This is a genomic window from Kovacikia sp. CALU 1929 (assembly GCF_056784235.1).
In genome coordinates, this window is record NZ_JBXBCF010000119.1 from 115,699 (window position 1) to 142,684 (window position 26,986).

25 protein-coding genes are annotated in these 26,986 nt (G+C 46.9%); 19 read left to right on the top strand and 6 right to left on the bottom strand.

Annotated features, from left to right (window positions below):
- Positions 1-17: 17 nt before the first annotated feature.
- Positions 18-1,625, bottom strand: a complete 1,608-nt coding sequence (gene guaA / locus AC1S52_RS33000) for a glutamine-hydrolyzing GMP synthase (protein WP_482033296.1) — start codon at positions 1,623-1,625, stop codon at positions 18-20.
- Between the two features lie 475 nt (positions 1,626-2,100).
- On the opposite strand from guaA, the gene AC1S52_RS33005 reads away from it, so the two are divergent.
- Positions 2,101-2,538: a hypothetical protein gene (locus tag AC1S52_RS33005; RefSeq protein ID WP_482033297.1), complete on the top strand. Its 438-nt coding sequence runs from the start codon at positions 2,101-2,103 to the stop codon at positions 2,536-2,538.
- A 197-nt stretch (positions 2,539-2,735) separates the two neighbouring features.
- Here AC1S52_RS33005 and AC1S52_RS33010 read toward each other — a convergent pair whose 3' ends face one another.
- From AC1S52_RS33010 to AC1S52_RS33020, 3 genes are all read right to left on the bottom strand, one after another.
- Positions 2,736-2,930 (bottom strand): DUF2949 domain-containing protein, encoded by a 195-nt coding sequence (locus AC1S52_RS33010; protein ID WP_482033298.1) that lies wholly within the window; start codon positions 2,928-2,930, stop codon positions 2,736-2,738.
- 713 nt (positions 2,931-3,643) lie between these two features.
- Positions 3,644-4,297 (bottom strand): DUF192 domain-containing protein, encoded by a 654-nt coding sequence (locus AC1S52_RS33015; protein WP_482033299.1) that lies wholly within the window; start codon positions 4,295-4,297, stop codon positions 3,644-3,646.
- Positions 4,298-4,441: 144 nt separating this feature from the next.
- On the bottom strand, positions 4,442-5,779 hold the full coding sequence (locus AC1S52_RS33020) for a TIR domain-containing protein (RefSeq protein WP_482033300.1): 1,338 nt from the start codon (positions 5,777-5,779) through the stop codon (positions 4,442-4,444).
- A gap of 184 nt (positions 5,780-5,963) precedes the next feature.
- On the opposite strand from AC1S52_RS33020, the gene AC1S52_RS33025 reads away from it, so the two are divergent.
- The 4 genes from AC1S52_RS33025 to AC1S52_RS33040 all read left to right on the top strand — a co-directional run bounded on the left by AC1S52_RS33025 (position 5,964) and on the right by AC1S52_RS33040 (position 10,593).
- The gene (locus tag AC1S52_RS33025) at positions 5,964-6,473 is read left to right on the top strand and encodes a hypothetical protein (protein ID WP_482033301.1); all 510 of its coding nucleotides are present in this window, start codon (positions 5,964-5,966) and stop codon (positions 6,471-6,473) included.
- Between the two features lie 216 nt (positions 6,474-6,689).
- On the top strand, positions 6,690-7,991 hold the full coding sequence (locus AC1S52_RS33030; protein WP_482033302.1) for an ABC transporter ATP-binding protein: 1,302 nt from the start codon (positions 6,690-6,692) through the stop codon (positions 7,989-7,991).
- A gap of 49 nt (positions 7,992-8,040) precedes the next feature.
- Positions 8,041-9,657, top strand: coding sequence for an FkbM family methyltransferase (locus AC1S52_RS33035; protein WP_482033303.1), 1,617 nt, complete (start codon positions 8,041-8,043; stop codon positions 9,655-9,657).
- Positions 9,658-9,660: 3 nt separating this feature from the next.
- Positions 9,661-10,593, top strand: a complete 933-nt coding sequence (locus tag AC1S52_RS33040; protein WP_482033304.1) for a class I SAM-dependent methyltransferase — start codon at positions 9,661-9,663, stop codon at positions 10,591-10,593.
- A 3-nt stretch (positions 10,594-10,596) separates the two neighbouring features.
- On the opposite strand, the gene AC1S52_RS33045 is transcribed toward AC1S52_RS33040, so the two are convergent.
- Both AC1S52_RS33045 and AC1S52_RS33050 read right to left on the bottom strand, forming a co-directional pair.
- Positions 10,597-13,140: a hypothetical protein gene (locus AC1S52_RS33045; RefSeq protein WP_482033305.1), complete on the bottom strand. Its 2,544-nt coding sequence runs from the start codon at positions 13,138-13,140 to the stop codon at positions 10,597-10,599.
- 363 nt (positions 13,141-13,503) lie between these two features.
- Positions 13,504-14,325, bottom strand: coding sequence for a glycosyltransferase (locus AC1S52_RS33050; protein WP_482033306.1), 822 nt, complete (start codon positions 14,323-14,325; stop codon positions 13,504-13,506).
- Positions 14,326-14,956: 631 nt separating this feature from the next.
- Between AC1S52_RS33050 and AC1S52_RS33055 the strand changes: the two genes are divergently transcribed.
- From AC1S52_RS33055 to AC1S52_RS33120, 14 genes are all read left to right on the top strand, one after another.
- Positions 14,957-15,664, top strand: coding sequence for a transaldolase (locus AC1S52_RS33055; protein ID WP_482033307.1), 708 nt, complete (start codon positions 14,957-14,959; stop codon positions 15,662-15,664).
- 3 nt (positions 15,665-15,667) lie between these two features.
- Positions 15,668-16,609: an NAD-dependent epimerase/dehydratase family protein gene (locus tag AC1S52_RS33060; protein WP_482033308.1), complete on the top strand. Its 942-nt coding sequence runs from the start codon at positions 15,668-15,670 to the stop codon at positions 16,607-16,609.
- Between the two features lie 77 nt (positions 16,610-16,686).
- A complete protein-coding gene (locus tag AC1S52_RS33065) occupies positions 16,687-17,397 on the top strand; it encodes a class I SAM-dependent methyltransferase (RefSeq protein ID WP_482033309.1) in 711 nt (236 codons plus the stop codon).
- Positions 17,398-17,499: 102 nt separating this feature from the next.
- Positions 17,500-18,189: a class I SAM-dependent methyltransferase gene (locus tag AC1S52_RS33070; protein WP_482033310.1), complete on the top strand. Its 690-nt coding sequence runs from the start codon at positions 17,500-17,502 to the stop codon at positions 18,187-18,189.
- 11 nt (positions 18,190-18,200) lie between these two features.
- Positions 18,201-18,953: a nucleotidyltransferase family protein gene (locus AC1S52_RS33075; protein ID WP_482033311.1), complete on the top strand. Its 753-nt coding sequence runs from the start codon at positions 18,201-18,203 to the stop codon at positions 18,951-18,953.
- Positions 18,950-19,999, top strand: coding sequence for a GHMP family kinase ATP-binding protein (locus tag AC1S52_RS33080; RefSeq protein WP_482033312.1), 1,050 nt, complete (start codon positions 18,950-18,952; stop codon positions 19,997-19,999). The genes AC1S52_RS33075 and AC1S52_RS33080 overlap by 4 nt, the downstream gene beginning before the upstream one ends.
- Positions 20,000-20,063: 64 nt before the next feature.
- Complete coding sequence (locus AC1S52_RS33085; protein WP_482033313.1) at positions 20,064-21,377, top strand: UDP-glucose dehydrogenase family protein; 1,314 nt, start codon at positions 20,064-20,066, stop codon at positions 21,375-21,377.
- A gap of 79 nt (positions 21,378-21,456) precedes the next feature.
- Positions 21,457-22,329, top strand: coding sequence for an SDR family NAD(P)-dependent oxidoreductase (locus AC1S52_RS33090; RefSeq protein ID WP_482033314.1), 873 nt, complete (start codon positions 21,457-21,459; stop codon positions 22,327-22,329).
- Between the two features lie 112 nt (positions 22,330-22,441).
- Entirely contained in the window at positions 22,442-23,446 is a 1,005-nt protein-coding gene (locus tag AC1S52_RS33095; protein ID WP_482033315.1) for a Gfo/Idh/MocA family protein, read from the top strand.
- Positions 23,439-24,026: a D-glycero-alpha-D-manno-heptose-1,7-bisphosphate 7-phosphatase gene (locus AC1S52_RS33100; RefSeq protein ID WP_482033316.1), complete on the top strand. Its 588-nt coding sequence runs from the start codon at positions 23,439-23,441 to the stop codon at positions 24,024-24,026. Before AC1S52_RS33095 ends, AC1S52_RS33100 begins: the two co-directional genes overlap by 8 nt.
- 25 nt (positions 24,027-24,051) lie before the next feature.
- Complete coding sequence (locus AC1S52_RS33105; protein ID WP_482033317.1) at positions 24,052-24,648, top strand: SIS domain-containing protein; 597 nt, start codon at positions 24,052-24,054, stop codon at positions 24,646-24,648.
- A 140-nt stretch (positions 24,649-24,788) separates the two neighbouring features.
- A complete protein-coding gene (locus AC1S52_RS33110) occupies positions 24,789-25,085 on the top strand; it encodes a hypothetical protein (protein WP_482033318.1) in 297 nt (98 codons plus the stop codon).
- Positions 25,069-25,992 (top strand): glycosyltransferase family 2 protein, encoded by a 924-nt coding sequence (locus AC1S52_RS33115; RefSeq protein WP_482033319.1) that lies wholly within the window; start codon positions 25,069-25,071, stop codon positions 25,990-25,992. Before AC1S52_RS33110 ends, AC1S52_RS33115 begins: the two co-directional genes overlap by 17 nt.
- A gap of 42 nt (positions 25,993-26,034) precedes the next feature.
- Positions 26,035-26,973 (top strand): hypothetical protein, encoded by a 939-nt coding sequence (locus tag AC1S52_RS33120; RefSeq protein WP_482033320.1) that lies wholly within the window; start codon positions 26,035-26,037, stop codon positions 26,971-26,973.
- Positions 26,974-26,986: the final 13 nt, after the last annotated feature.

The window sequence follows — 26,986 nt, forward strand, 5'->3', positions numbered from 1 at the left end:
AAGTATCCTTGCGGTTCCTACTCCCACTCAATGGTTCCAGGCGGTTTAGAGGTGATATCGTAGACCACCCGGTTCACGCCCCGAACTTCGTTCACAATCCGAGTTGAGATCAGCTCTAGCAGGTCGTAGGGAACCCGTGCCCAGTCTGCCGTCATCCCATCTTCACTGGTGATCAGGCGCAGCACAATCGGGTAGGCATAGGTGCGTTGATCGCCCATAACGCCCACACTACGGATCGGTAACAGCACCGCAAACGCTTGCCATAGTTCGCTGTACATGCCACAACGATTGATCTCCTGGCGCACGACAAAATCGGCATCCCGCAGAATATTCAAGCGTTCCTCAGTGACTTCACCCAGAATCCGAATTGCTAGACCGGGACCAGGAAATGGATGGCGCTTAACAATTTCTTCTGGTAAACCAATAGATTGCCCAACTTTACGTACCTCATCTTTGAAGAGTTTCCGCAAAGGCTCTACCAGCTTAAACCGCAAGTCTTTAGGCAAACCGCCAACATTATGATGGCTTTTGATCTTGACGGCAACCCGTTCACCCGTTTTGGGATCCACATTGGTATCCGCTGATTCAATCACATCGGGGTAGAGGGTGCCCTGTGCCAGATAGTCAAAGGGACCAAGGCGGCGAGACTCTTCCTCAAACACACGGATGAATTCGTGCCCAATTCGCTTACGTTTTTCTTCTGGATCAGTGATGCCATCGATCGCCGCCAGAAAACGCTCGCGGGCATTCACATACTCTACAGGAATGTGAAACTGCTCCTGAAATAGCTTGAGCAACCTTTCTGGCTCAAGCTTGCGCATAAAGCCCTGGTCAATGAACATACAAGTGAGTTTATCTCCAATTGCCTTGTACATCAAAAACGCCAGAGTAGAGGAGTCAACCCCACCTGAAAGTGCCAGTAGCACCCGTTTGTCTCCCACCTTCGCCCGAATTTCGCGGATGGACTCTTCAACAAAGGCTGCTGTTGTCCACAGGGGTTCGCAGTTACAAATGTGATAAACAAAATTGCGGATGAGCGCCTGTCCGCCAATGGAGTGAACGACCTCCGGGTGGAACTGCACCCCGTATAGTTTTTTCTCCGGGTGGGCGATCGCAGCACAGGGCGTATTATCCGTATGGGCAAGCAGCCCAAACCCATCGGGCAGATTGCTAACTGAGTCACCGTGGCTCATCCACATGGTGGTGCCTTCTTCCACATTCGTTAGCAGGTCAGTGGGATCGTCAATGAATAGGGATGCCTTTCCGTACTCTCCCCGGTCAGAGCGCTCAACTTGACCACCAAGCTGTTGCACCATTAGCTGCATGCCATAGCAAACCCCCAGAACTGGAATACCCAGATTCCAAATATCTGGATCGCAGTGGGGCGCACCTGGGTCATAAACAGAACTGGGACCACCCGATAAAATAATGCCTGCGGGATTAAGTTGCCGCAGTTGCTCGGCAGTCGTTCGGTAAGAAAGTACCTCGGAGTACACCTGAGTTTCCCGAATTCGGCGAGCGATAAGTTCAGAGTATTGAGAGCCAAAGTCTAGAATGGCAATCATTTGACGATTGATCTGATTCCTGGATGCAACCTGAGGCTGCGGTTCTGTCTGTAGAGTCACCGAACTGTCCTGATGTATACTGCGAGGGTGAACTATCGAAGCTTTGAAGTTGCCAATTATCAACAAACTTTAGCAATCGAGTCCGCAGATCGTAGCTTGTGGTTCGTTGACAAAACCGATTTAAATAACAGATTTCAAAGGAGCATTCATAAATCTAGGTATTCTATCTAGCCTAACAGCACTTGCTCAAGTAGGGAGGCGTTCCATTTTGCTCGTTGCAATCACCTGGTAGCCGGGATCAAACAGCACGGATCCAACAGTAAAGGGATGCTTACTACGGTGGGTAAGCATATCCTTCTGTACCCGCTCAATAGGATGGGCGACCGTAGATAGACTGGGGGGTTGTCTTTTTTCCCAGATAAAGCCCTATGGGGTTATGTTAAAAAACTTTATATTTTCTCGACAATATTAGCCAGAGTTTTATTAGTGAACAGGCTACAGTGAGCGAAGGATTTCATATTCCAGGAACCTGTCAATGAATACCTCTAAACGGCTGACGTTGTTCTCAGTTGCCATTGCAGTCAGTGTTCTCGCAACCGCTTGTGGTGAAAGTAAAGTTTCGCAGTGTAATCGGATCAGTGCTGTAGTGAATAAGGCTGCGGGAGAAGCGCAGGCAGCCAGTAAGAGCAGTAATCCCGATAAGGTTGGCGAACTGGAAAAAGCCGCTACCACCATTGATCAGTACGCGAAAGAATTGGAAGCGGTTCAAGTCAAGGATGAAACTCTTCAGGGGTTACAGTCTCGCTTTATTAAAATGTACCAGGCAACCAGCCAAGCGGGTCGCAACCTGGTCCAAGCGGCACGGAATAAAAACAATGCAGGGGTTACGTCTTCGCTCAAATCTTTGACCCAAGCAACCCAACAGGAAAGCTCTTTAGTAAATGAGTTTAATCAGTACTGTCGTGGCAAGTAGGGTGGGATGAGCCGGTAAAATCCTGGGTTAAATTGAAAGAGCGGGCTGATTTCAGCCCGCTCTTTTTTGAGTTTTGGTCTTTAAAGGAGTTAAGCAGGGAACGTGGTTCGGGAAGGTGTTCGCACCGGAGTGCCATACTTTCATGCATTGATCCTCCTCAAGGAGCATTAAGGAAACTCGGTCTATAGCCGTTTTCACTAGGCTGCCTGTTCCAACCAGTCATAGATTTGATCAAGCTGTTCAAGCGTGATCAGACCATACTGCCACAGGATCATCGGCATTGGACCAGGGTCTTGCTCAATATGGCGGAGGACGATCGCAATGGAAGACGCTGAAAGTGCCAGATCTTCTTGTAAGAACCGGATTAACCGGGTGTAAGTCGTCGGTGCCATCAATGTTTCACCTCCTTTTTTAGGGACACCATTTCTTAGGACACTATTTTGAGAGATTAGCGGATAGGGGAAGATCGGGCAGTGCCAATCTTTTATCTGTCTGTTAAAAGCCTGTCCGAAAACCTTGCTGGGTCTAGTACGCAGTCTAGTAATTTACGGCTTTTAAAGTGGCTTTAAATGCAGTCAGATTAACAACAACCCCAAATCACCTGGTTCCGCACTGCTGAATTTACTGCCTTAATTAAGCACCCTCAGCAGGGCATTGCATCTGCAAATCTACAGATCAGGGAACTTCAACTATCAATGGCTTCAGTTTTTCTACTTAAACCATTTAAACAGCTTTAAGGTCTACAGGTTTAACAACTTCCAAGCAGGCAAGCAAGTTTAGGCTGACCTGCTGCAAGCGATCGGCTAAACGCCTCTGCATCAGACCTTGACAAAACCAGATAAAACCCTCAAACACCATTTCTTTCAGAAATAGGCTTGCGGAAAAGCTCTGATTGATTTTCCTTCGCCTCACACCGCCATCGACTCGCTTATCGCTTTCAAGTTTCCCTTCAGCGAAGCAGTTCTAGCCAAAGAACTTAGAGGTTAAGGATAGAAGAGTTCTAAAGCCCTAAACTCTACCTCCCGAAAGATTACCGCATCTCTGCACGAAAAAGTTACAGTGCAATGTAAAACGATGTAAATTTTAGAACAATTATTATAAAGGGCTACTGGCTCTGCACTTCCAGGCGATCGCCGACCTTCACTCCCAGTTCTGCTGCCCGTCCACCCCGTAGCTCAATCACCTGGTCAACCAGGACATTGGGTCCATAGGTCGGGCAGGGATCTTCCTGACAGGGAGGGACATTACTGGAAATGAATTGCACTTTGCCGTCTCGCAGGAACACCATATCCAGGCTAATCAGGCAGTTCTTCATCCAAAAGCTGGCGCGGCGGGGAAACTCAAAGGGAAACAGCATGCCCCGGTCATCTGCTAATTCAGTTCGGTACATTAGCCCGATCGCCTGCTGTTCAACCGTTTTAGCCACCTCAAGCTGAATGAGTTGATCGCCAATCTTGACGGTTGCCCCAATAGGCAACTGCTGTCCCATCGCAATCTCCCCCTGATTGGACGACTGTCTTGCCGGAGTTGACGGTTTCGTGGGAGATAGGGCAGGAACCGGAGTTGTGCAGCCAATCAGAAGAAATTCCAAAACCAACACCCCGACTACAGCAGTTTTTAGACGAGTGCCACACAATAAATGCTTTTGTATTAAGGCACAGCCAACGTTCTGTGTGGCATACACAAATGAAAATTGCTGTAAGTATTTTTGCCAAGACCCTCTTAAATTCGTCCTGTGTTCATTTCGAGACTGCTGCATAGATGTATCCAGGGAAACGGGGAATAGGATGGGGAGAGTGGGGAGTTTTTGACGCGATAGCTACGTCTTCACTCTCACTCTTCACCCCTCCACTCTAAATTACTCACAACCTACTCCCTACCCCTCCAGTATTTGCCCCCCGATCTATGGCTGAATAACTTGCATCTCTGAGATCTTCCAACGATCGCCCATCTTTTCCATCACATAGCGGATACGTTGTTGTCCTCTCTCCTGGCTGGAGTTTTCCCTGCCATTGATGTAAAGGATCATGTGTTCTACCTGGTTTGCTTCACAAACCATCTGATTGCCATTCACACGAGTAATCACAAAATTATCGATCCTCGCTTCCTTGAATTTATAGGAGGCATTGTTGACCTTCAGCCATTCGCCTATCAGCATTGTCCGTTTTAGAGCAGGTCCTGTGGTTAAACTCTCAAGCCGTTGGCTGTTAAAGGGAGGGGCAAAAAATTCCTGTTTTGCCTGCATCCACTCTGTCATCAGGTTTCTTGCGATCGTTTCGAGTTTCACCTTTCTAGCACTGGAAATGGCTTCAAGCTGCTTCATCTCTGCTAGCAGTGAACTGGCTGATCGTCCGGCTTTCGCTGCCTGACTGATTTTGGTGCTCAGAAAACTGACCTGATCCTCCAGAATCATCTGGTATTGGCTGGGCAGATTTACCAATTGGCTATTTTTTTCCACCAGCACCCGATTTTGGATCGAGAGTCTGTCAGCTACCTGCCATTGGTTGAAGGCGGCGATCGCGGCTACCACTGAAAGCAGAGAAAATAGGCTGATCCCAGCCGTAAATAGCCGTTGCCGCCTGATTTCGGCTTTCTGGTGAGCAGTTTCGAGCTTGCGACTGGTAGCAATGTACTCTTGCTGAAGTTGGGTGGGTTGGGGGTCTTTACCAGTACTCTGACTCAGCCAGTCTTCTGCCTCTTCCAGATCTGTGCCCCGTAGTAAAAAGCTCTGATTACAAGCTTTTTTGTCCCATTCGATCGCCCTGACCAGCAGACGAGTGTGGGCACGCACATACTCCAGGTCGGTGTCTAATGCCTTGATCAGCAGTTGAAATGCTTTGCCAAAGTCGTCCCCTGCTCGAAAGAACAACCAGTTGTGGCGACTTAGAGACGGATGAACTTCCTGGGGATCAAAGCCTTCCCGATGCACGATGGGTAATAGCCTTTTATTGTGCTTAACCGCGTGTTCTACTTCTTGCTGACAAACCTGGGAGGCGATCGAATCTGGACTGAGTACAAAGACAAACGTATCAGCCGCCTCAATTCCAATTTCAATTGCCTGCCACCAATCTTCGGAAGGTTGAATGTCGTTCCAATCAACCCAGGGATTCCGGTTCAGGCGTCGGAAGGCAGCATCCAGTTGTTGAACAAATTCCTTATCTCGGCGGGAGTAGGAGATAAAAACATCATTAGGACGGACATCGACTGACGAGGTATCTCGGGAAACCACCGTTGTCTTCATGGACAGTCCTCTTAATTAGATGCAACTTTTCACAAAGGTAAAAGATTTTTTGCACCACGTCAAAAAATTCTCGCTAGAGCGGCTTTTACTGTGGTGAGGTTCACCCCCCTCTTGTTTGCATAACGTCCCCTGCTGCTGGAGATAGATCGATATAGATCATCCACTTGCCCCTTTGAGGTAATCTATGCTATCTGCCCTCAATGCGACTTCGCCAACCCTGATTGATACGGCGAGTTTTACTCGGCTGACGCTGCCTTACCAGTCTTTGCAGGGAGAATCGTTTTTGTCGTTGGCTCCCGATTGTCAGGGAGGCTTAATATTACAAAAATCCTTTTACGCTGATTTTGTTGCTCCGGGTGCTGCCGTTGGGGGGAGCTTTGATGCAAACTGTACGAGAATTTATGCGATCGGGAAGATTCACTTTTGCCCCCTTAGCAGTCATGGAGAACGCCAACAGGCGTTGCAGCGACGAATGAGATGTATTGAACAGCTTTATCACGTCACCAGTGCAGCCTCTCCGCTTCAACGGGCTTCCCTGATGCTAAGTCAGTTGTGTGACTGGGTAGGAATCCATGAAGCCAGCGAAATTCCAGCGGAATGGGTTGGCAAACTGGCAGGGGTAAATGCCAAAACAGTCCGGTTAGCGTGGGAAAAGTACTGGCAGGACTGCCAGCTCTTTGTGACCGTTGAATAGCCATGCTGGAACAGCAGCATCCCCACCTCTTCCTGGGCAACCTTTACTCTGATTGGAGAAGCAGAATAATTTGAGAACAGGTTGTTTTTATGCCCTGAGTTCTATACTTGAATTCATCATCAAAAATTCATTAGCCAATGACTAGCGCCCGTGATCAGCAAAGGTGCGTGTTTCAAGACCTGATTTGGATGTTTTAAGATTCCTACGCACGAAAATATGGGCGAAGTCGTAATTTCTCTCACCAACATTTCTAAGTGCTTCAAGCGCTATTCCCACCCAATTCAACGGTTGAAGGAAGCTTTACAGCCCGAAAAGCACCAGGATAAAGCATTTTGGGCGCTCCACAGAATTGACCTGGAGATCATCAAAGGCGAGACCTTAGGCATCATTGGGCGAAATGGTTCCGGTAAAAGCACCCTACTGCAAATTATTGCAGGCACCCTGACTCCCACAACCGGGCAGGTAAATGTGAATGGGCGGGTGGCTGCGCTTTTAGAGTTGGGCAGTGGGTTTAATCCAGAGTTTACAGGGCGGCAAAATGTTTTCTTTAACGGGCGGCTTCTGGGACTTAGTAAAGCAGAGATTGAAGCCAACTTCGATCGCATTGCTGCCTTTGCCGATATTGGCGATTTTCTCGATCAGCCGGTCAAAACCTATAGCTCTGGGATGTTAGTGCGTCTGGCATTTGCAGTTCAGGCCCATCTGTCCCCGGATATCCTCATCGTTGATGAGGCACTAAGTGTGGGAGACATCTTTTTTCAGCAAAAATGTGCTCGACGGCTAAACGAACTGCGCGAAAGAGGCACAACGTTACTGTTTGTGTCCCATGATATGGCAACGGTACGAAATCTTTGTTCCCGGGCAATTTACTTGAAGCACGGGACTATGGTTGCCCAGGGTGACACCAAGACGGTAATTCGCGAATATTTGAAAGAAGACTTGAGTATGGGGCTTGTTTCTGCGGAGGAAGAAACGGTTCAACCACAGCAAGCTCACCTGGAACTGAGTGAAGCAGAGTATTCTGAGTTGCTTCACTACAGTATTGTTGCTCCAGGGGCGGTAGAGAATGAGTTAGCAAAAGTGTTGACAGTTAATGTAATGACACCTGAAGGTGAACATGGTTTGAAATACCGAATTGGCGATCGCGTCATTTTTCAACTGTGTTTCCAGGCAAAACAACTTCTGACGGATGTGCATTACACGGTTCTGCTCCACAATCGCTTCGATCAGTTAGTCTTTTGTGGTGGTTCTTATACCAGTGGCGGCCAGCCCATTCAATGCCACACTGGGCAGAAAATCATTGCTAAACTGGAAGTCCTGCTCAATATTGAACCCGGTGTTTATACTTTTGAATTATCCGTGGGCAAGGTCTGGAGTAGCCGTCGCAACGTAGGGACAGCGCTGATTGAAACTGGTAGGCTAGGTCCCTTCGAGATGACCTGGGACTATGAGAATGAAGTTGCCCCATTTTTTGGATTATTTGGGCTGGAACATCAATCGTTTTTGTTCCAGGGGTAGCTTCTTTCCATTGGGTTGCTTCATTTATGGCGAGGAGAGCACGGTCACTGTGAGCCTTGAAAATTCAGTATCCAACTTACAGTCTGAGGAAATTCAACTTCATCAACTGATGGCGGCTTCGCTTGCAGCAGGCGTGATGGTTGATGTAGGAGCACATCATGGCGAAATGATGCTTCCTTTTTTGGAGGCAGGATGGAAAGCTTATGCCTTTGAGCCGATCGCCGTAAACCGGGAAATCCTGACACGTAAAGTGGGCCATCGCCCCAATCTCGTCATTCGTCCGGAAGCCGTTAGCAGTCACTCTGGTGTTAAAGATTTGCACCTGGCGCTCAACCTGGATCAGACATTGCATGAGTACTATCACAGTCTGGAAAAGATTGGCTTAGACCCCTATCACCAGAAAGGTGAAACCGTACCAATTCAAACGATTAGCCTGGATGATCTGGTCGCCCAAGGAGAACTGCCGCGTCACATTGACTACCTTAAAATTGATACAGAAGGGCACGATTTAGAAGTGATACGAGGGGCAACCCAGTTAGAATGTGCAGTCATCAGCGTTGAGTTTTGGTGTAACCACCATAACCTGGGACCCAGCCCTTCACCTCCTGAGGCGATCGTGGAACTGCTAAAGGAAAGAGGGTTTGAGCAATTTATCGTTATAAGCCGAGAAGATAATCAATCACCGACCTACCTGTTCTCCTCTCTGGCTGGGCTAGGAAGCCGTAGTTGGGGCAATATTTTCTTCTATGGACCTTGCCAAACTAGATTGTTCTCCGCATCTGTCCAGTTGTGTCAATCTCTAGCAAGCGGACCATTGGTGCGTAAAACTAGCTCTTTAATCCAGCTACTCAGCACAATCTTTGCCCGTGATGACTTGTTTGTGATTGACGTGGGGGCATTTAGAGGTGACTTTACGGCGACAATTCTGGCCGATTTTTCACGGACAAAAGCCCTTCTCTTTGAGCCAACTCCTCTCAACAATGAACTCCTCAAGCAACGCTTTAGAAATAACCCGGAGATCCAGGTTGTAGATAGTGCCTTAAGCAACCAACAGCAACAGCTTGATTTTTATTTAATGGATGATGCTGCCACTAATAGCTTATTGGTGCCAAATCAGCCATTCACAAATAAAACCAGGGTTCTCACTCAAACGCTTGATACCTATATCCAGCAGTCAAAAATTTCTGATAGAATTGATCTGGTTAAAATTGATACTCAGGGTAATGACCTGAAGGTGTTACAGGGTGCGGTAAAAACCATCCAGCAATACGCCCCAATCTTGCTGGTCGAGTTCATTTTTGTGCCTCTATACAAAGCTCAGGATTCCTATTATGAAATCCTGAGCTTTATGGATTCTCATGACTACTATTGGAGTGGAATCTACAACGTTCATTACACTCAGTCTGGTCAAATTGCGTTTTGTGACTCATTGTTTATTCCCCTGTCTAGCTATCAAACGCTGACTACAGGCGATCGCTTTATTTGCCAGGATCTAGAGTATTTAACTAATCAAAACCAAATGCTTCAAGCCGCTTGTGAGGAGCGCTTAGAGTTGATTCATACCCTGAACCAGACCGCAGAAGAACGCCTCCAGGTGATTCATGTTTTGGATTCAGAGGTAAAGCAGTTGCAGGCAGAAATTCAACGTCTTTCGGCAAAAGGTTGATGTATGGGCGCGGTCACGTTTTCGATTGATTTGCAGTTAGTAAAAACCCTGAAGCAAATCCTTCCTCTCCACTATTTCGTGGAAACAGGCACGTTTGAAGGTGCCACCGTGGAGCAAGTGAAGCCACTGTTTGAGGTGATTCACAGCATTGAATTGGCAGAAGAATATTATGCAAAAGCGGTGGAGCGGTTTCAGGCAACTCCCCATGTTCAGATCTATTTAGGGCGCTCTGAAGATGAGTTGCGATCGCTCCAACCATCCCTTGCCGATCAATCTGTTCTCTACTGGCTAGATGCTCACTGGTGTTTGGCTAAACACACAGCGGGACAAATGTCTCAATGCCCGATTCTGCAAGAATTAGATGCCATTCAACATCTGAACTCTGATAGCGTGATTTTGATTGATGATGCCCGCCTGTTTCTCTGTCCGCCCCCCTACCCCCATGAAATCAGCCAGTGGCCCAACTTCGATGCCATTCTTAGAAAGCTTTACTTGTTGAGTTCTGTCCATGAAGTGATGGTATTGAATGATGTGGTTCTCTTTTATCCCTCTACGATTCAAGCAACAGTGCAACATTATGCCCATCAAACATCCGTCGATTGGTTATCGATCTTTGACAAGTCCAGGGATTACGATATATTGCTGATTCAGCTTCAGGAAAAAGACCGGCATCTTCAGGAAAAAGAGGCACAAATTCAGCTACTGGCAGGTATTACTCAAGAGCGAGAAGAGCAGATCAATCTGAGAGAAGACAAAATCAACCAGCTAATAGAAGAAGTTAGTCGTCTAAAAGCACAGCTAGAGCAGCTTCAAGAAAAAGAGGTTCAAATCGAGTTACTAGCCAGGGTTGCCCAGGAGCGAGAAATTGAAATTGTGGAAAAGCAGGCGGTGATTCAACAATTGATGGGAGAGTTAGGTCGGCTGCGGTCCACTTAACCTTTACTTTGTAAACCCAACTGACTTTAGCTTGGCTGCCACAGGTCTATTATCTGAATTAGGTAAATGCTGAAAGTTAGAGAATCGTAAATCAACTCGCCTTCTGGTTCGCTCCTGTGGTGTATCTAATTGAATATCAAACTCTCCTGGTTGTAGGGTTTGCCTGCTGACTTCCTTCCCATCAACCAAAATGGCTAGCTCAGAGGTAAATGTTTTTCCCTCAAGCTGCGGCACTACGCCCTTAACAGTTAACTTTGAACTAGAGGGCGGTTGTTTCAGGTTCACAAAGGCAGCTTCAGAAACCCACCCATCCTCATAAATGCCAGAGTATTCCAGATCCGGGTTAGCCAGATCAGAAGGAAACGTGTTGAGTTGTTCCGGTGCGTCTAGATTGGCATATTCTTCCTCTGAAATCAGAGAAATTTCTCGCCCGAAGCCAACCAGTTTACGCCCATCAAGCATGACATCTTTGCCGTAAAGATTCATCAATCCAGTTCGGCTCTTACTGAAGAAATTTCCATCAACTCTCATATCAATACCCAAGTAGGAATCACCGGAGATCACCTGTGGGGAGAGTGGAGCAGAAAAAACACGGGCTGAACCTCGACCAATCAGTCCGAAACTTTTCCGTTCATTGCCAATCGCTTCAGCAGGGGGAAGTTTATTTTCGCGATCGCCCTTCAAACTGGTAGTCATGCTAAGGACAAGCCGCACATTGGGAGTCGGATTAAGCGCTTGCAGCAAGAAGTAACGCCCAACCCCTGCCATTGTTTCTTGAGGAAAGAACCAATCGCGTTCAAGCTGGTATAAGGAAATCCTGCTATTCTCACCTAAGTAATAGTGCTGACCAAGTTGAGAATGTTTGAAGATAATATGGTTCCGAACCTGTTCTAAAGGCTTAGTTTCAAAAAGGTTAGATCTAGAAGATACAACGGAGTATTTTCGGTTGAATATATCCTGCTTACCTCCTGCTGTAACCAGATGCCCAGTTTGTTTGCCTGGGGTTGAATTAACCCAAACTGGAGAGGGATTAACAAAATCGTTCTTCAGTAAGCCAGACTGCTCATGCATATCAAACTTTTCTTTAAGAGTAAATTTATCCAAATCCTTTAAGAGAGCCAGAGAATGAGCCGAGATCATTCTAGAGTGACCTGGGTATTTTGTATAACCAAGAGAGGCAATCTGGCTGAAGAAATCCCTGCTCAAAAAAGCTGTTGGAATAGGCTTTGTGTACAAAGCTTGAAACTTTGCTAAAACAATATTAGAAGTATCAATTATCAAGTTGTTGGTCGAAAAACCACTAACCAGTTTTTGAAAGGTAGTATTGATGCGTAAAGCTGATCCATTAGAGACTTCGACCAGCCCTCCAGCTGACATACCTCGACTTGCCTCTGTGTAACTCAGTTGTTGAGTTGGTAAATTCATCAAACCAATCAACAGAAGCGGGCTAATTCGTAAAACAGGCTGTTTGACCGTACCTAGCCACCAAACGACTAGACTGCCCATCATGAATGGCTGGATAAACATAGATAGTTTGAATAAGCCAAAATCGCTCTGTCGAACAAACAGAAGTGCTCCTAAAATCAGCATCACACTTGTCATCAAAGTTGCAGGGTGAGCCAGACGAACTAGCAAAATGCTGGCAGCTACAACAACAATAAGCAAAAAAGTTCCCAACAAGATACTAATTGATAGCCAGGGTTCACCTGATGGAGCTATGATGCTTTGCATCCCCCATAAATTTGCTAAACCACTAGGAACTAGGTAGTATGGAAACACGAAAAAAGAACGTTCCTGTGCCGTATTATTGAACCCTCCGCTTGTTTGGTCGAAAAGAAAGGATACTGAATTAAAAAGATAAAATCTGAGAAAGATAATCTGTAATAGCGCTACCAGTCCAAGCACAATCAGACATTTTTTCCAGGCTAACTGACCTTGAATCAGATAAACCAGAAAACAACATAATGCAGTCAGAAATAGGAAAGGAGAAACTTCCGGATAAAAGACTAGTGTTCCGGCAAGAATCATACTAAACAGAAGACACTGCAAAATCAACTGGTTTTCCGCTATCTCAATTTCTGCTTTTTTAAGCAGGCAAGGCAGCAAAGCTACACACCCTATCAAAAGGCTCAACCCGCTTACTTGAGCGATTAATTGATAGAGTGTACCAAGACTGTTTAAAGCAGACAGGGAAAGCAACAGACAGGTGAGAATTGTTGCCGAATAGAATGCTCTAGATTGATAAATTAGTGCTCCTGCTGTACTTATTAAAGTCAGATGAAAAGCGAGAATGGTGGGCATGAAAATCTGATGCGCAGTCAAACCCGTTAAACTACATACCCAGGCTAATATCAATTCACTACCAGGACGCACTCCACCTGGCGCGTGCATAAACCAGTAGAACAGGGAGTAGTCTTTCCCCTTGAGCAAATTATCTGAATTGGGAAGATCAAAGAATCCGTGGTTGAGAAAGCGATCGGCTCCAAGACAGTAATTGGCCATATCATCGTTAGCGTAGCTTACCCAGTCAAACCCAAACTCCAGCATTGGGCGACCTGTCAGCACTAGAGCCAACAAAAAAATACCAGTAAAGGGAAGATAGTCGCGCCAGGGAATCTTGGGACGAAACTTCCAAATTAAGGCAATGCCAGCTAACAGAAGGACTAATGCCAACAATTTGCCAAAACTCATGACTGGAATACCCAGTCGATTGAGCCAGAATACAGGCAGAATAGTAACAGCTAGTCCAACTACTGGGGAAAGCAGAATGCTTTGTAATGGGCTGCTTTGCTTATGCAATGCTGTAACAACAGCGTAACCAATTACAATCCAGAAAGTGAATAAGAGAATTGACAGTCCAAAAGCTAGCAACCCAGATTCTCCTTGCGACATAGTTACCTTAAAGGATAGCTACAGACGAGCTTCTTCTTTCTCTCTCTTTACGACCCTGGGCTTAGTATCTGGGGCAGGGAGCGAATATTTTTGGTGCGCTTTAAATCTCTCTAGAAAAAGCCGAAATCGAATGACTGCTAAATCTTTCAGAAGCCGCCATGATCCAGTCAGGGGGTTGAATCGGCTATCGGCATCATTACTCCAGAGTACCGGAAACTCCAGAACTTGATAACCGTTCATCAGCGCCCTCAAAATGACTTCGATATCAAACATAAAGCCATCAGTGAAGGTAGACGCATAAAGGTGACGTGCTACGTCACCTTTATAAAGCTTGAAGCCACATTGGGTGTCTGAAATGTATAGAGGCAGACCCATAAGGGTGTGGATCAAAACACTGTAAAACTTAGAGCCGATACGACGATAGAGGGGCTGTTTTCTGCGGATACTCCCTCTCATGCGACGTGAGCCGATCGCAACATCGCACATTTCCAAATCCAGCATAGTTAAGCCAATAGCCGCTATTTCGTAAGGAACGCATAGTCCTGCGTCAGCAAACATAACATTCCTACCTCGCGATTGGGCAATCCCGTATCGCAGAGCATATCCTTTGCCCCGGTTTTGTTTGTAACCCAAGACTTTAAGGTACGGAAACTCGGACTCCATTGCTTTAGCCACTTCAAAGGTGTCATCAGGTGAACCATCGTCCACCACTAAAATTTCCCCCGAAATTCCTTTTGAAAATAAAAAATCAGAAGCTGCCTGGATATCCTGCATTATTTTGCGGGTTTCCTTATAGGCTGGAATAATAATGCTCAAGCTTAACTCTGAGTTTACAGTCATCGACATCTTACTCCCTTAACCACACACCACTAGCCATATTTTGAACCGAGAGCTTGCTCCTCAATGATCGCCAAGATTGCTCTCAGGAGACTTTAATCCATGCTTTAAACACGAAATAATAGTGTTATAGTAGCTCAATTTGAATTTTGGAAGCCCTGAAGAATCACCTTCGTCTTAGATAACAGCACCCCCACTCTTTCATTAAGCAGCCAGATTTCCAGATGAATTATAGTTCTCACCAATAAATTCAACGAAAATAGCAACCAAAGTCAAAAATTTTAGTCCATCTTTTAGCGAGAAGTTTAATGTAGCTAACAGCAGCTTTAATAGTAGCTACTATAATTAGCCAGCATAAAGACTACCACAAGTGGGTAAGTAATTCTCATTTCAATGCATTTGTACCAATAAAAGCTTTTGCAAGATGGCTTAGCGAGCCTACTTCTAGATTGTGAGAAAGAATTGATTTGAGGGCTGCTGTAGAATTTAGGATTTAACGACTCCGCAAGCTGTACGGGCGGGTTTAACGCAACTATCCACCATGATTTAGGTTGGTTTAGCTCAAAATTGCTAGACATTGAGAACCAATCCTGGTAGCTTGCTGAGTATCCAGACTGAATGACAAAGAAGTTGCATGTTTAAAGTTAAGCTCTTTGCTGATGGTGCCAACCTGGATGATATGTTAGCTGCCTACCAAGGCGGGATTGTCCAAGGATTTACCACAAACCCAACACTGATGCGAAGGGCGGGGGTGATTGACTATGAGTCCTTTGCGAGGGAAGTGCTGGAGCTGATTCCCGATCGCCCGATCTCCTTCGAGGTTTTTGCTGATGACTTTGAAACCATGTATCGGCAAGCACTTCGGATTAATACTTGGGGCGAAAATGTCTATGTCAAAATCCCTATCACTAATACTAAGGGTGAGTCCTCTATTCCTTTGATCAAGGGCCTAGTGGGCGAGGGTATTAAGCTTAACGTCACTGCAATCCTGACGCTAGAGCAGGTGCAAACCGTGAACCGGGTTCTTAGTCCCATGATTCCAGCAGTTGTCTCTGTGTTTGCTGGAAGAATTGCTGATACTGGCATAGACCCAGTACCGCTGATGACAGCCGCTGCCCAAATGCTCAAGATCGAATCCAAGGCGGAGTTGCTCTGGGCAAGCCCTAGAGAAGTGCTCAACGTTTATCAGGCTGAAGCGTGTGGCTGCGATATTATAACTGCAACCAACGATGTGTTAAAAAAGCTAGCGCTTAATGGGAAAAATTTAGACCATCTTTCTCGTGAAACCGTGCAAATGTTCTATGACGATGCCTGTAAAGCAGGATTCCAGATTGAGCTTTGAACCATGACAAAACGGACTGTTCTGATTACGGGCGTGGCTGGATTTATCGGCAGTAATTTAGCTGATCGCTTACTGACTGAAGGATTTCGGGTGATTGGGATTGATAATCTTGCTTATGGGGTGATTGAGCAAGTTCCAGAAGGGGTTGAATTTCACCAACTAGATATTCGATCGCCGGAAATTTATCCACTATTTAAGCAAGTCGATGGCGTTTATCATCTGGCGGCTAAGAATTGTATTGCAGATTGCCAAAATGACCCATTAGAAACCAGTGACATCAATGTCACGGGTACCGTTAATGTGTTTGAGGCAGCCCGTCGAGGAGATGTAGGGAAAGTCATTTATGCCGAATCCTCTGCCCTATATGAAGGGTCAGACAAAATGCCAACTCCTGAGAGTGAGGTATATCCTCAAAGCTTCTATGCAGTCAGTAAGCTGGCAGGAATGGCGTTTGCTGAAGCATACCAGCGATTCTACGGGTTACGCACCACGGCCCTGCGCTACTTCTGCGTCTATGGTCCTCGGCAGGACTACCGACGCACGATTCCTCCCGTGATGAGTGCTTTTATCATCAACCTGTTGCAGGGTAAGCAGCCAACCATCTATGGGACGGGAGAAAAACGACGAGACTTTATTTATGTAGATGATGTTAACGATTTTCATCTGCAATGCTTAGATGATTCTAGAACTGATGGCAACGTCTACAACCTGGGGAGCGGTGAAAGTTACTCTGTGCGGGAAATCCTTGAAGTGACATCTAGACTACTTCAAACTAGTATTGAACCTATTTATAAACCTGATCTTCCAGGTGAAGCTGATATTACCCTAGCCGATATTACAGCGGCAAAAGCATTAGGTTGGCGACCCAAAGTGTCTCTAGAAGAAGGATTGCAACACTCGATCGCTTTCATTCAAGAGCATGTTTTAACCACTTCGCCGATTTGAATTGGCGTTGCTTTGAATCGTTATGACTGTCATCTCCATCGATTACTTCCAATAACCTCATCAAAATTCTTCAGCTAATGAACCAGGTAGCAACTAAATTTCCCAAAACCTTGCCGCATCTCACTGAAGAGCAGCGGCATATTCGCGAGGATTTTGTAAACTACTGGCATCAAGTTTTACCCAAGCGATATGGCGCTGTTGAAAAGTTTAATCATGGCTACCCCTTGCGATCTCATACGCCGGAGAAAATCCTCAAAACCCTAGAAATAGGAGCGGGACGGGGAGAGCATGCTTACTATGAAAACCTGGCTACGCAGGAGTATGTTGCTCTGGAATTAAGGTCAGAAATGGCAGAGGCAATTCAGGCAGCTCATCCTGCAATCAAAGTGATTGTGGGAGATTGTCAAAAAAAAAGTGATATCTCCGATGGCTACTTTGATCGTGTTCTGGCGATTCATGTGCTTGAACATTTGCCCGACCTCCCACGGGCACTCGATGAGATTCAGCGAGTTTTGAAACCGGGTGGATTGCTATCTGTTGTGATTCCATGTGAAGGAGGGCTTGCTTATACGCTTGCCCGCCGAATTTCTGCTCAACGGATTTTTGAGAAGCGCTACAAGCAACCCTATGATTGGTTTATTGCCTGTGAACACATCAATCTACCCCACGAAATCCTTTCAGAATTAAGCAGTCGATTTTCTATTGTTCATCGCCAATTTTTCCCACTTATGATACCAATCGTAAGCTTGAATCTATGCCTTGGCTTGACGCTGGTAAATGATAAGTGAGTCGCAAATACCTGAGTACACATTAAAAGATTCAGAAGTCGAAACTATTCCAGTATGATTGAAGCCCAAGAAAATAAGGATTATAAGCACGCGGACTACTTGGTGCGTTCAAGTGACCAATATGCTTTAGCAAAATATAGGATTGTGATGGACTGGCTGCCCCAGCGTAACAACCTAAGGGTTTTGAATGCTGGCTGTGGTTCTGGAGAGATGAATATTTTGCTGGCGCATAACCCTACCTGGCAAGTAGATGCAATTGATGTGGACGACGAAGCAGTTCAGATTTCTAACCAATTAAAGCTAGAAAATCAGATTCACAATCTAAGCGTTTCTAAGAGCAGTATCCAAAGCTTTTCGGCTCCTAAAGGCTATTACGATGTTATTGTCTCTAACGATGTTTTAGAACATATTGACGATGATTTAGCTGCCATGGGAAAGCTGGCAGAGTTGTTGAAGCCAGATGGAATTATTTGCGTTTCGGTGCCAGCGCTCCAATGGCTATTTGGCTATCACGATGAGCAGCTAGGTCATTACCGACGGTACAATCAACGCAATTTAACCCATAGGCTACGCCAATTCTTTGATGTTAAGAAATGTCGTTACTTTGCAGCTATTCTGATTCCCATTGCCCTGGTATACAGTTGCTGGTTGCGAAAACCTTATCCCGTTGGAGAATCTGGTAAAAACTCTTTGGTCGGTAGGGTGCTCAAGTTATTGTTGTCTATTGAAGCAGGAATTCCCTTACCTGTGGGAACCTCCTTAATTGTGATGGCAACAGCTAGAAATCGGTAAGGTTTAGGATTGTGATTTCAGTGCGTGAGGGAGTGGGCGTTTTAGTTTTAGCGGCAGGCAAAAGTACCCGCATCCAATTGGTGTCTGGAGGGTTGCCCAAGCCGCTATTGTCGGTTCAGAATCGCAGTATTCTAGAGCGCAACTTAAGTTGGCTAGCCAGTGCCGGAGTGGAAAAGGTGTGGATTAATCTTCACTACCGCCCGGAGGATATCCAAAGGGCGATCGCGACTGGGGCAGGGGTTGGTTTACAGGTGTCCTATTCCCTAGAACCAGAAATCCTGGGTACGGCTGGGGCGTATAAGAATTTGGAGCAACACTGGACTGGAAAGGCGTTGGTGGTATACGGCGACAGCTTGGTACGGTTTGATTTGACCAAAATGCTGGCAGATCACCGCAACTCTGGCGCGATCGCCACGATCGCGCTCTTTGATCAGAATACTCACCCCCATACAGCGATCGCGGGTGGTCGGGTCGTGATGAATGAGCGGAATCGAATTACAGATTTCGTAGAAACGGGAGCCGGAGAAACTCCCGTCTCTAGTTTGATCAACGCGGCTGTTTACCTCTTGGAGCCTGAAGTCTTGCCCTTGATTCCAGCCCAGACGTTCTATGACTTTGCCCGCGATCTATTCCCCAAACTGCTGGCTGAAGGGTATTATCTGCAAGGTCATCTGATTGATGGCTATTGTTTGGGTTTAGATACCCCTGAGAGCTACGCCAAAGCAATGTCCATCATTGAGTCGGAGCAAGTGAAACTGGCATGATCATCACACGTACACCATTTAGAGTCACGTTGGGCGGCGGTGGAACTGACCTGCCTTCCTACTACGAAAAGCATGGTGGGTTTATCTTTGCGATGGGCATCAACAAGTTCATGTATGTGATGATTAACCCACCCACAATCGACACCATGATTCGGCTGCATTATACCCAGAGCGAAACGGTATTTCATGTGTCTGAATTGCAGCATGAGCTGGCAAGGGAAGCTCTACGCTATCACGGGATTGAGGAAAAAATGGAAATTTCCTCAATGGCAGATTTGCCCGCTGGTACCGGGGTGGGTTCGTCTAGCTGCTATCTCATCGGTTTACTGACCGCCCTTCACCACTATCGACGAGACTATATTTCCTTGCAAGATCTAGCAGAAGAGGCGTGCCATATTGAGCTAGATATCTTGAAAAAGGGAATTGGCAAGCAAGATCAGTACATGGCAGCATTTGGTGGGCTAACAGTACTGGAAATTGATTCCGGTGGCTCTGTTAAAGTCAAGCCCGTCAGAATGGGCAGCAGTTCGATCGCCGAACTGGTTGCCAACACCCATATCTACTACACGGGTTTTCGCAGGGATGCGGTAGAGGTCTTATCGGAGCAGAACACAGCCATGCAATCTACCGAGGTGCCAAAGCACGATGTGGTTTCTAATAGCCTGCATCAAATCAAAGACTTGGGCTATCGGATTTTAAGAGCGATCGAGTCGGAAGACTTTGATGCCTGGGGTCGGATGCTGGATGAGCACTGGCGCTTCAAGAAACAAATGTCTTCCCGGATCAGCCTGACCAAAGTTGACCATATTTACGACGAAGCCCGTCAGAACTACAACGTGCTGGGTGGAAAGATTATTGGTGCCGGTGGGGGTGGCTTTTTGATGCTGTACTGCAACAAAGACCACAAGCGTCTGGAGCATTTTATGGAGTCCCAAAAGATGCCTCGCCTGCACTACACGATTGAACCGGAAGGTTCAAAAGTCGTGGCAGATGTGGCAAGTAATGATGCGCTCATGTTCCACTCCAGGGATTTAGTTACGAGATGAGCGAAAAGCAGTCATACTAACCGTGATTACTTTGGATTGAGTTGCAATGTCCTGAGGTTATATCATGTCTGCAAGCGAGAAAATTGGCATCGTTGGGCTATGGCATCTGGGATGTGTTATCTCAGCCGCATGGTCAAAGCTGGGGCGAACGGTACAGGGGATCGATTTTGATGAAACGCTGATTGCCAATTTGGCAAATAGTCAACCTCCTATTTATGAGCCAGATTTGCAGGAAACCATTCAGGCGGGGTTAGAGCAGGGAACGCTGGCTTATTCTACTGATCCAGCCATGCTCTCAAGCTGCCGCTATGTATTTCTGGCATACGATACGCCTGTGCGGGAAGATGACACGTCGGATTTGACGGTGCTGGAGCAGGCGATCGCCAAAATTGGTCCCCACCTCTCAAGCGGCACAATCCTGGTGATTAGTGCCCAACTTCCAGCGGGGAGTGCCAGACAGTTTCGCTTGCGACTGAAGGAATTTGATCCGTCTTTGGAACTAGTCTATTCGCCTGAAAACCTCCGGTTGGGAGAAGCCATCAACTGCTATTTGAATCCAGGGCACATTGTCATTGGGGCAGATGATACAAAAGCAGGTGAGGCGATCTCCAAGCTATTTACCCCTATGCAGGCAGAATGCCTATTTATGAACCTGCCTAGTGCCGAAATGACCAAACACGGCATCAACTCTTTTCTGGCAGCATCCATTACCCTGTCTAATCAATGGGCTGACCTCTGCGCGGCTGTAGGTGCAGACTTTACCCAGGTCGCAACCGCGATGAAGTATGACCCCCGGATTGGTAAGCGGGCTTACCTCAGCCCCGGCATTGGGTTTTCAGGAGGCACACTGGGGCGTGATCTGCAAGTCCTGGAAAGCATTAATCAGCATAGTGGCAATCCGGCTCCCATCTTTGGTAGCATCTGGCGTTACAACAAAGAGCGGGTCAAAATTGTTAGCACTGTAGCAGAAGCTGCCCTGGGCAACTTGCAAGGAAAAACGGTGACACTGTTGGGCATGACCTACAAACCAGGCACCAGTACTCTGCGGCGCAGTTTACCCCTGGAAGTCGCCGGGGACTTGATTGCTAAAGGGGTTTCCATTCAGGCATATGACCCCAAAGCCGATTGGAGCGAAGTGCAAATTCCTGATCAGCTTCAGGTCTTTGAAACTGCCAACGAGGCAGTGAAAAACGCAGATTTGGTTGTATTGCTGACGGAATGGACTGAATTTAAGACCCTTGACTTCAGTGAAATACGGACCCAAATGGCAGGTAACACCTTCTTTGATACGAAAAACTTTCTATTCGATCGGTTTGAAGAAATTAGATCCTTAGGCTTCAGGGTCTTGAGCATCGGACGCAGTAACGAGAACGGATAGACGGGTTCGCTTTTATAAGGTAGGCTGTGCTTGCCTTGCAAAATTTGATGATTGGGTTGAAGGCGCATGGGAGGTTAGCGTGTCTGAGCTTGCGATCGATTTGTCAAACAAAAATATCCTGGTTACGGGTGGCAGCATGGGCATTGGCTACGCGGCTGCCGAAGCCTGTCTCCAGGCAAATGGACGAGTCGTTATCTGCGCCCGTAATCAGGATGATATCAATCACGCTGTAGAGCAATTAAAGGCACAGGGGCAGGGGCAGGTAATTGGCATCTCCGCCGATGTGACTCAACTAGACGCGGTAGAGTCTGTTTTAGACAAGGTGGAATCTCACTTTGGGCCATTGAATGCGGTAATTCACTCGGCTGGCATTTACGGCCCCATTGGCAACATCACCGATGTTGACCCCGACGCATGGTTTGATGCCATTCGGATCAATCTGTTTGGCTCCTTTCTAGTCACCCGTCAAAGCTGCCTTCGCCTGAAAAAAAATGGTGGTGGTCGAATTGCCCTGTTTTCGGGTGGTGGGGCTGCAACTCCCTTTCCCAATTACACAGCTTACGCCTGTGGCAAGATAGGCGTCGTCCGGTTTACTGAAACCGTCGCGCAGGAAATGGCACCCTTTAATATTGGAATTAACTGCATTGCTCCAGGATTTGTGATCACTCGCCTGCACCAGCAAACCCTGGAGGCAGGGGCTAATCTTGCAGGCGAAAAGTTTTTGGAAAACACAAAGACACAGATTGAAAAAGGAGGAGTTCCTGCCTCAGTTGGTGGCACGGCAGCTGCCTTCCTAATCTCAGACCAAACCCAAGGGATTACCGGAAAATTTGTCGCTGCTCCCTACGATGGCTGGAAGGAGTGGACAAACCACTTGGAAGAACTGAAAAGTACCGATATCTTTACCCTCCGCCGTATTTTGCCGAAGGAACGAGGGATGGATTGGCAGTAGGTAGATAAGGATAAAGGTGCAGGGATACGAGCAGCGGAACAGGAACAGACCTTAGAGGACCAAAAATGTTCTGATCTAGAATCTGAAATCCAAAATCGAGGGGATGTGGGAAATGAAAGTTGCGGTCATTGGGTGCGGATTGATTGGCAGACGACGGGCACAATTTGCTGCTGAACATCCCAGTTCGGAACTGACGATCGCAGTTGATGTAAATGCCACAGCGGCAGAAGAACTGGCGAAGGCATATAACGGTCAAGCAGCAACCGATTGGCGGGTTGCGATCGCCAACCCTGAAATCGATGCCGTTGTGGTTGCTACGCACAATGGACTGCTGGCAGAAATCGCGATCGCCGCTCTTCAGGCTGGCAAACACGTTCTGATTGAAAAACCAATGGGGCGTAACCTATTTGAAGCTTTAAAAATGGCGGAAGCGGCTAAGGTTGCCCAAAAAATCCTCAAAATTGGGTTCAACCATCGTTACCATCCAGCAATTGCTAAAGCCTTCCAACTTTACCAGACAGGCACCATTGGCGACCTGATTAACATTCGTGCTCGCTACGGTCATGGCGGCAGACCGGGCTATGAAAAGGAGTGGCGAGGCAACCCAGAATTGGCAGGTGGTGGTGAGTTGACCGATCAAGGGGTTCACATTGCAGATCTAATTCATTGGTTTGCAGGCTTACCCACCGAATCCTTTGCCTACTTGCAAACAGCAGTCTGGCCCATTCAGCCTTTAGAAGACAATGGTTTTGGGCTGTTCCGCTTTGCTAATGGCGCGATCGCCAGCTTTCACACCAGTTGGACACAATGGAAAAACCTGTTCTCCTTAGAGCTATACGGTCAGAAAGGTTCCCTTACCATTGAGGGATTGGGAAAAAGCTACGGGTTAGAACGGCTAATCATTGCCCAACGTAAGCCAGAGGGAGGAGTGCCCGACATGGAAGAATTAGTCTTCGACCAACCAGATCAATCCTGGGAACTGGAATGGAAAGACTTTATTTCTGCTGTGCAAACCAACGCTCCCTACCTGGGTACCCCAGAAGACGGAGTAGCAGCCATGCGGATGTTAAACGCCCTCTACCAGTCTGCCAAATCGGGAGCCATTGCCCATGTCTAACGCCAGTCCTGCTGTCTTTCTAGACCGAGACGGCGTTGTGAATGAAGTCGTCTTTCGCCAGGGACAACCTGCTTCTCCCCGCGCCCTGGAAGAATTTGTCTGGACGGATGGAATTCTGGAGGCAGTCAAACGGCTAAAGGATGCTTCTTTTCTGGTCTTCATCGTCACCAATCAGCCAGATATTGCCAGGGGCAAACTTGACCCTCTGGTGCTTGAGCAAATTGCCCACACCATCTATTACACCCTTCCGATTGATGGCATGCGGGTTTGTCCCCATGACAACAGTGACCACTGCACCTGTCGCAAACCAAAGCAAGGTATGCTGGTTTCGCTGGCAGCCCAGTGGAAGGTAGACTTAAATTGCTCTTTCATGGTGGGCGATTCCTGGAAGGACATGGCAGCAGGCAAACGGGCAGAGTGTCAGACCATTCTGCTCGATCGCACCTACAACGCGGGCACCGAGTCAGATTACCTTGTAAAAGATATCAAAGAAGCGGTTGATCTGATTTTGAGGATGAGCAGGTTGTCTTCAGCCGATAATCAGCCCGAAACAGTGAAGATAATGCTGCCAAGCGATTGAATGATTTGTAAAGGAGGATTTTGTGATGGGTTACACGGCTGAATTTCTGGTAGACGCTAAAACAATTATTGATGCGGTTGATGTTTCTATTATTGAGAAAATGGTGGATGAGATTGCGTCCATTCGGGAAGGCGGTGGACGGCTCTTCTTTATTGGTGTAGGTGGCGGTGCTGGACATGCCAGCCATGCGGTCAACGACTTTCGCAAAATTGCTGGCATTGAGTCCTACACTCCTACCGACAACGTCTCTGAACTAACCGCTCGGATTAATGATGATGGTTGGGAAACTGCATTTGTAAACTGGCTTAAAGGTAGCCATCTAAACCAAAAAGATGGGATTTTTGTATTTTCGGTAGGAGGCGGCAACGCCGAAAAAAATGTCAGCGTTAATATCGTTTCCTCTCTAAAATATGCAAAAGAGGTAGGGGCAAAAGTGTTTGGTGTCGTCGGTCGGGATGGTGGCTACACGGCTCAGGTCGCAGATGCCTGTGTGATTATTCCCCCACTCCGTAGTGAAACCGTCACCCCGCAAACCGAGGCATTTCAGGCGGTCATCTGGCATCTAGTCGTTTCCCATCCCAAACTACAAAAGTTTGAAATGAAGTGGGAGTCTGTCCGCTAGAAATTTGTATTCTTGGGTGAATTGGCTTCTGAGAATCAATCCTATGAACAAAATGTTCTACCGACTTTCAGGGTACCTTTACCACTTCAGAAAAAACGATCGCTTCCTTCGTTGCAGTACCGCCTGTCAACAGCTTAATAATGAAAAAAATTAGAGGCATCTTCAAACGGATTTATCTGCTACTAGTTTGGCCCCTTTATCGCCAACTTCAGCATGAAATGTACATAGAAATTCAACGCATCCTTCAATGTCAGGTAGACACCCACGATCGCCTGGTGCAGCAGTTCTCCGATCAATTTATTCAAATGCACAGTTTAATGGATCAACTGCGGAAAGACCGTACCGATGAAAAACTTGATCTTGTGGTGTCTGAGCTAACCAAGATGCGTGAAAGCGTCGATCGCCTGAAGCTTGAGAAGAATGGAAAGCAATCCTAATCTCCCGAAGGTCAGTATCATTACTCCGTCATACAACCAGGGGGAGTTTATTGAAAGAACCATCCTGAGCGTTCTGGGGCAGGACTATCCTCATCTGGAATATATGGTGTTTGATGGGGCTTCCAGGGATGACACTCAACAAATTTTACAACGTTATCATTCCTACATCGATACAATTGTTAGCGAAAAAGATGATGGGCAGGCAGATGCCCTCAATCGGGGATTTCAACACTGTACTGGTGAGATTCTCGCTTATATTAATTCCGACGATTGCTATGCCACTAAAACGGTTGTCTCCAAAGCTGTGCAATATTTTCAGTCCCATCCAGAAGTGGATGTGATCTGCGGACAGCGCTATTTTATTGATGAGAAAGGTTACTTTCACTTCTGTTATCCTACCCGTCCTTTTTCAAAATCAGATCTTTACCTAAGCTGCTATATTTTTCAAGAATGTGTCTTTTGGCGCAGCAGTATTTATGAAAAAGCTGGAGGCTACATTGACGACAGCTTTAGATTTGCAATGGACTACGAACTCTGGCTCAGATTTTTAAAGGCTGGAGCCAATTTTACGATTGTTGATGATGTATTCGGCTTATTTAGAAGTTACGACAATCAGAAATCGATCGCCCAATGGCAACAATGCGGTTTGCCGGAAATTGAACGGGTCTACAAGCAGTATTGCGATCGCTGCATCCCTGAAGAAGAAATGATCAATGCTTATTTAGAGCACTTTTATCAGGTCAATCCGGCTAAGAACTTTGAATATTATCGTATTGCCTTTGATCTCTGGAATACCCTGGTTCTATATAAGAAAAATATTCTGACCTTACCCATTGATACCTGGGGTTTGGATGCGGACATCAGGCATCGCAAAAAAGCGGCAATATTGCACAAACAACGTACCTGAACCCCGGCTGAAATAGCCTCTTTTGATAGAGAAACCTTGCTAATGTTGACTATTTTTGCCACTCCTAAGCGCTTTCAGGGACTGATCGACACGCTTCAGCGCAATGCCATTCAAAGCTGGCTGATGCTGCGTCCCCAACCGGAAGTGATTTTGCTGGGAGATGACGCAGGGACGGCTGACGTTGCCAGGGAGTTTAACCTGATCCACATTCCACAGGTGCAACGGAATCAATACGGTACCCCGCTGGTCAGATCTCTGTTTGAAATTGCCCAGCAGGTCGGCAAAGGTCCCCTGTTCACTTATGTCAACTCAGACATTATTTTGATGAGCGACTTTATCCAGGCAGTGCAGCAGATACGGTTTAAGCGGTTTATGCTGACGGGGCAACGGTTGAACCTGGATGTGACTGAGCAGATTGCATTTACCGAAGGATGGGAGAACCCTTTGCGCGATCGCGCTGCCCAATTTGGTGAGCTTGCCGGTCCCCATGCCATGGATTACTTTGTGTTTACCCGTGACACCTACACCGATATTCCCCCATTTGGGATTGGTCGTCCCTGCTGGGACAACTGGATGATTTATAAAGCGCTGAATCTGGGCATTCCACTGATTGATGCCACTGGCGAGGTTGTGGCGATTCATCAGAACCATGACTATAACCACCATCCCCAGGGAAAGGAAGGAGTTTACGAAGGTCCTGAGGCACAGTACAGCCTGCAACTGATTGGTGGCAGGCACTATGCCTACTTCATGCTGGATCTGGCAACCTGGCAGTTAACGGCTCAGGGACTCAGACGACCGAAGTGGACTCGCGAACGCCGCGATCGCTACCTCGACATGATGCCCCTGGCACGCCCCCAGATGAAAGTCTGGGCAACCCCTTTGCTTAACCTGATCCGAGGGGGTAATCCTCTTCCCAGAGTTGCCTTAAAGATCAAGAAAATTCCCACCAAAATCGTCAATATCCTTCCCAGAAAATGATCGGCGAACCAAT

Bases quoted from the DNA above. Each gene is read 5' to 3' on its own strand.
- AC1S52_RS33025 (WP_482033301.1), top strand. From the start codon at position 5,964: ATGCTATCTGCCCTCAATGCGACTTCGCCAACCCTGATTGATACGGCG.
- AC1S52_RS33045 (WP_482033305.1), bottom strand. From the start codon at position 13,140: ATGCTGGAGTTTGGGTTTGACTGGGTAAGCTACGCTAACGATGATATG.
- AC1S52_RS33110 (WP_482033318.1), top strand. From the start codon at position 24,789: ATGAAAAAAATTAGAGGCATCTTCAAACGGATTTATCTGCTACTAGTT.
- AC1S52_RS33095 (WP_482033315.1), top strand. From the start codon at position 22,442: ATGAAAGTTGCGGTCATTGGGTGCGGATTGATTGGCAGACGACGGGCA.
- AC1S52_RS33030 (WP_482033302.1), top strand. From the start codon at position 6,690: ATGGGCGAAGTCGTAATTTCTCTCACCAACATTTCTAAGTGCTTCAAG.
- AC1S52_RS33105 (WP_482033317.1), top strand. From the start codon at position 24,052: ATGGGTTACACGGCTGAATTTCTGGTAGACGCTAAAACAATTATTGAT.
- AC1S52_RS33065 (WP_482033309.1), top strand. From the start codon at position 16,687: ATGAACCAGGTAGCAACTAAATTTCCCAAAACCTTGCCGCATCTCACT.
- AC1S52_RS33100 (WP_482033316.1), top strand. From the start codon at position 23,439: ATGTCTAACGCCAGTCCTGCTGTCTTTCTAGACCGAGACGGCGTTGTG.
- AC1S52_RS33005 (WP_482033297.1), top strand. From the start codon at position 2,101: ATGAATACCTCTAAACGGCTGACGTTGTTCTCAGTTGCCATTGCAGTC.
- AC1S52_RS33060 (WP_482033308.1), top strand. From the start codon at position 15,668: ATGACAAAACGGACTGTTCTGATTACGGGCGTGGCTGGATTTATCGGC.
- AC1S52_RS33040 (WP_482033304.1), top strand. From the start codon at position 9,661: ATGGGCGCGGTCACGTTTTCGATTGATTTGCAGTTAGTAAAAACCCTG.
- AC1S52_RS33020 (WP_482033300.1), bottom strand. From the start codon at position 5,779: ATGAAGACAACGGTGGTTTCCCGAGATACCTCGTCAGTCGATGTCCGT.
- AC1S52_RS33120 (WP_482033320.1), top strand. From the start codon at position 26,035: ATGTTGACTATTTTTGCCACTCCTAAGCGCTTTCAGGGACTGATCGAC.
- AC1S52_RS33050 (WP_482033306.1), bottom strand. From the start codon at position 14,325: ATGACTGTAAACTCAGAGTTAAGCTTGAGCATTATTATTCCAGCCTAT.
- AC1S52_RS33115 (WP_482033319.1), top strand. From the start codon at position 25,069: ATGGAAAGCAATCCTAATCTCCCGAAGGTCAGTATCATTACTCCGTCA.
- AC1S52_RS33010 (WP_482033298.1), bottom strand. From the start codon at position 2,930: ATGGCACCGACGACTTACACCCGGTTAATCCGGTTCTTACAAGAAGAT.
- AC1S52_RS33085 (WP_482033313.1), top strand. From the start codon at position 20,064: ATGTCTGCAAGCGAGAAAATTGGCATCGTTGGGCTATGGCATCTGGGA.
- AC1S52_RS33080 (WP_482033312.1), top strand. From the start codon at position 18,950: ATGATCATCACACGTACACCATTTAGAGTCACGTTGGGCGGCGGTGGA.
- AC1S52_RS33015 (WP_482033299.1), bottom strand. From the start codon at position 4,297: ATGCAGCAGTCTCGAAATGAACACAGGACGAATTTAAGAGGGTCTTGG.
- AC1S52_RS33055 (WP_482033307.1), top strand. From the start codon at position 14,957: ATGTTTAAAGTTAAGCTCTTTGCTGATGGTGCCAACCTGGATGATATG.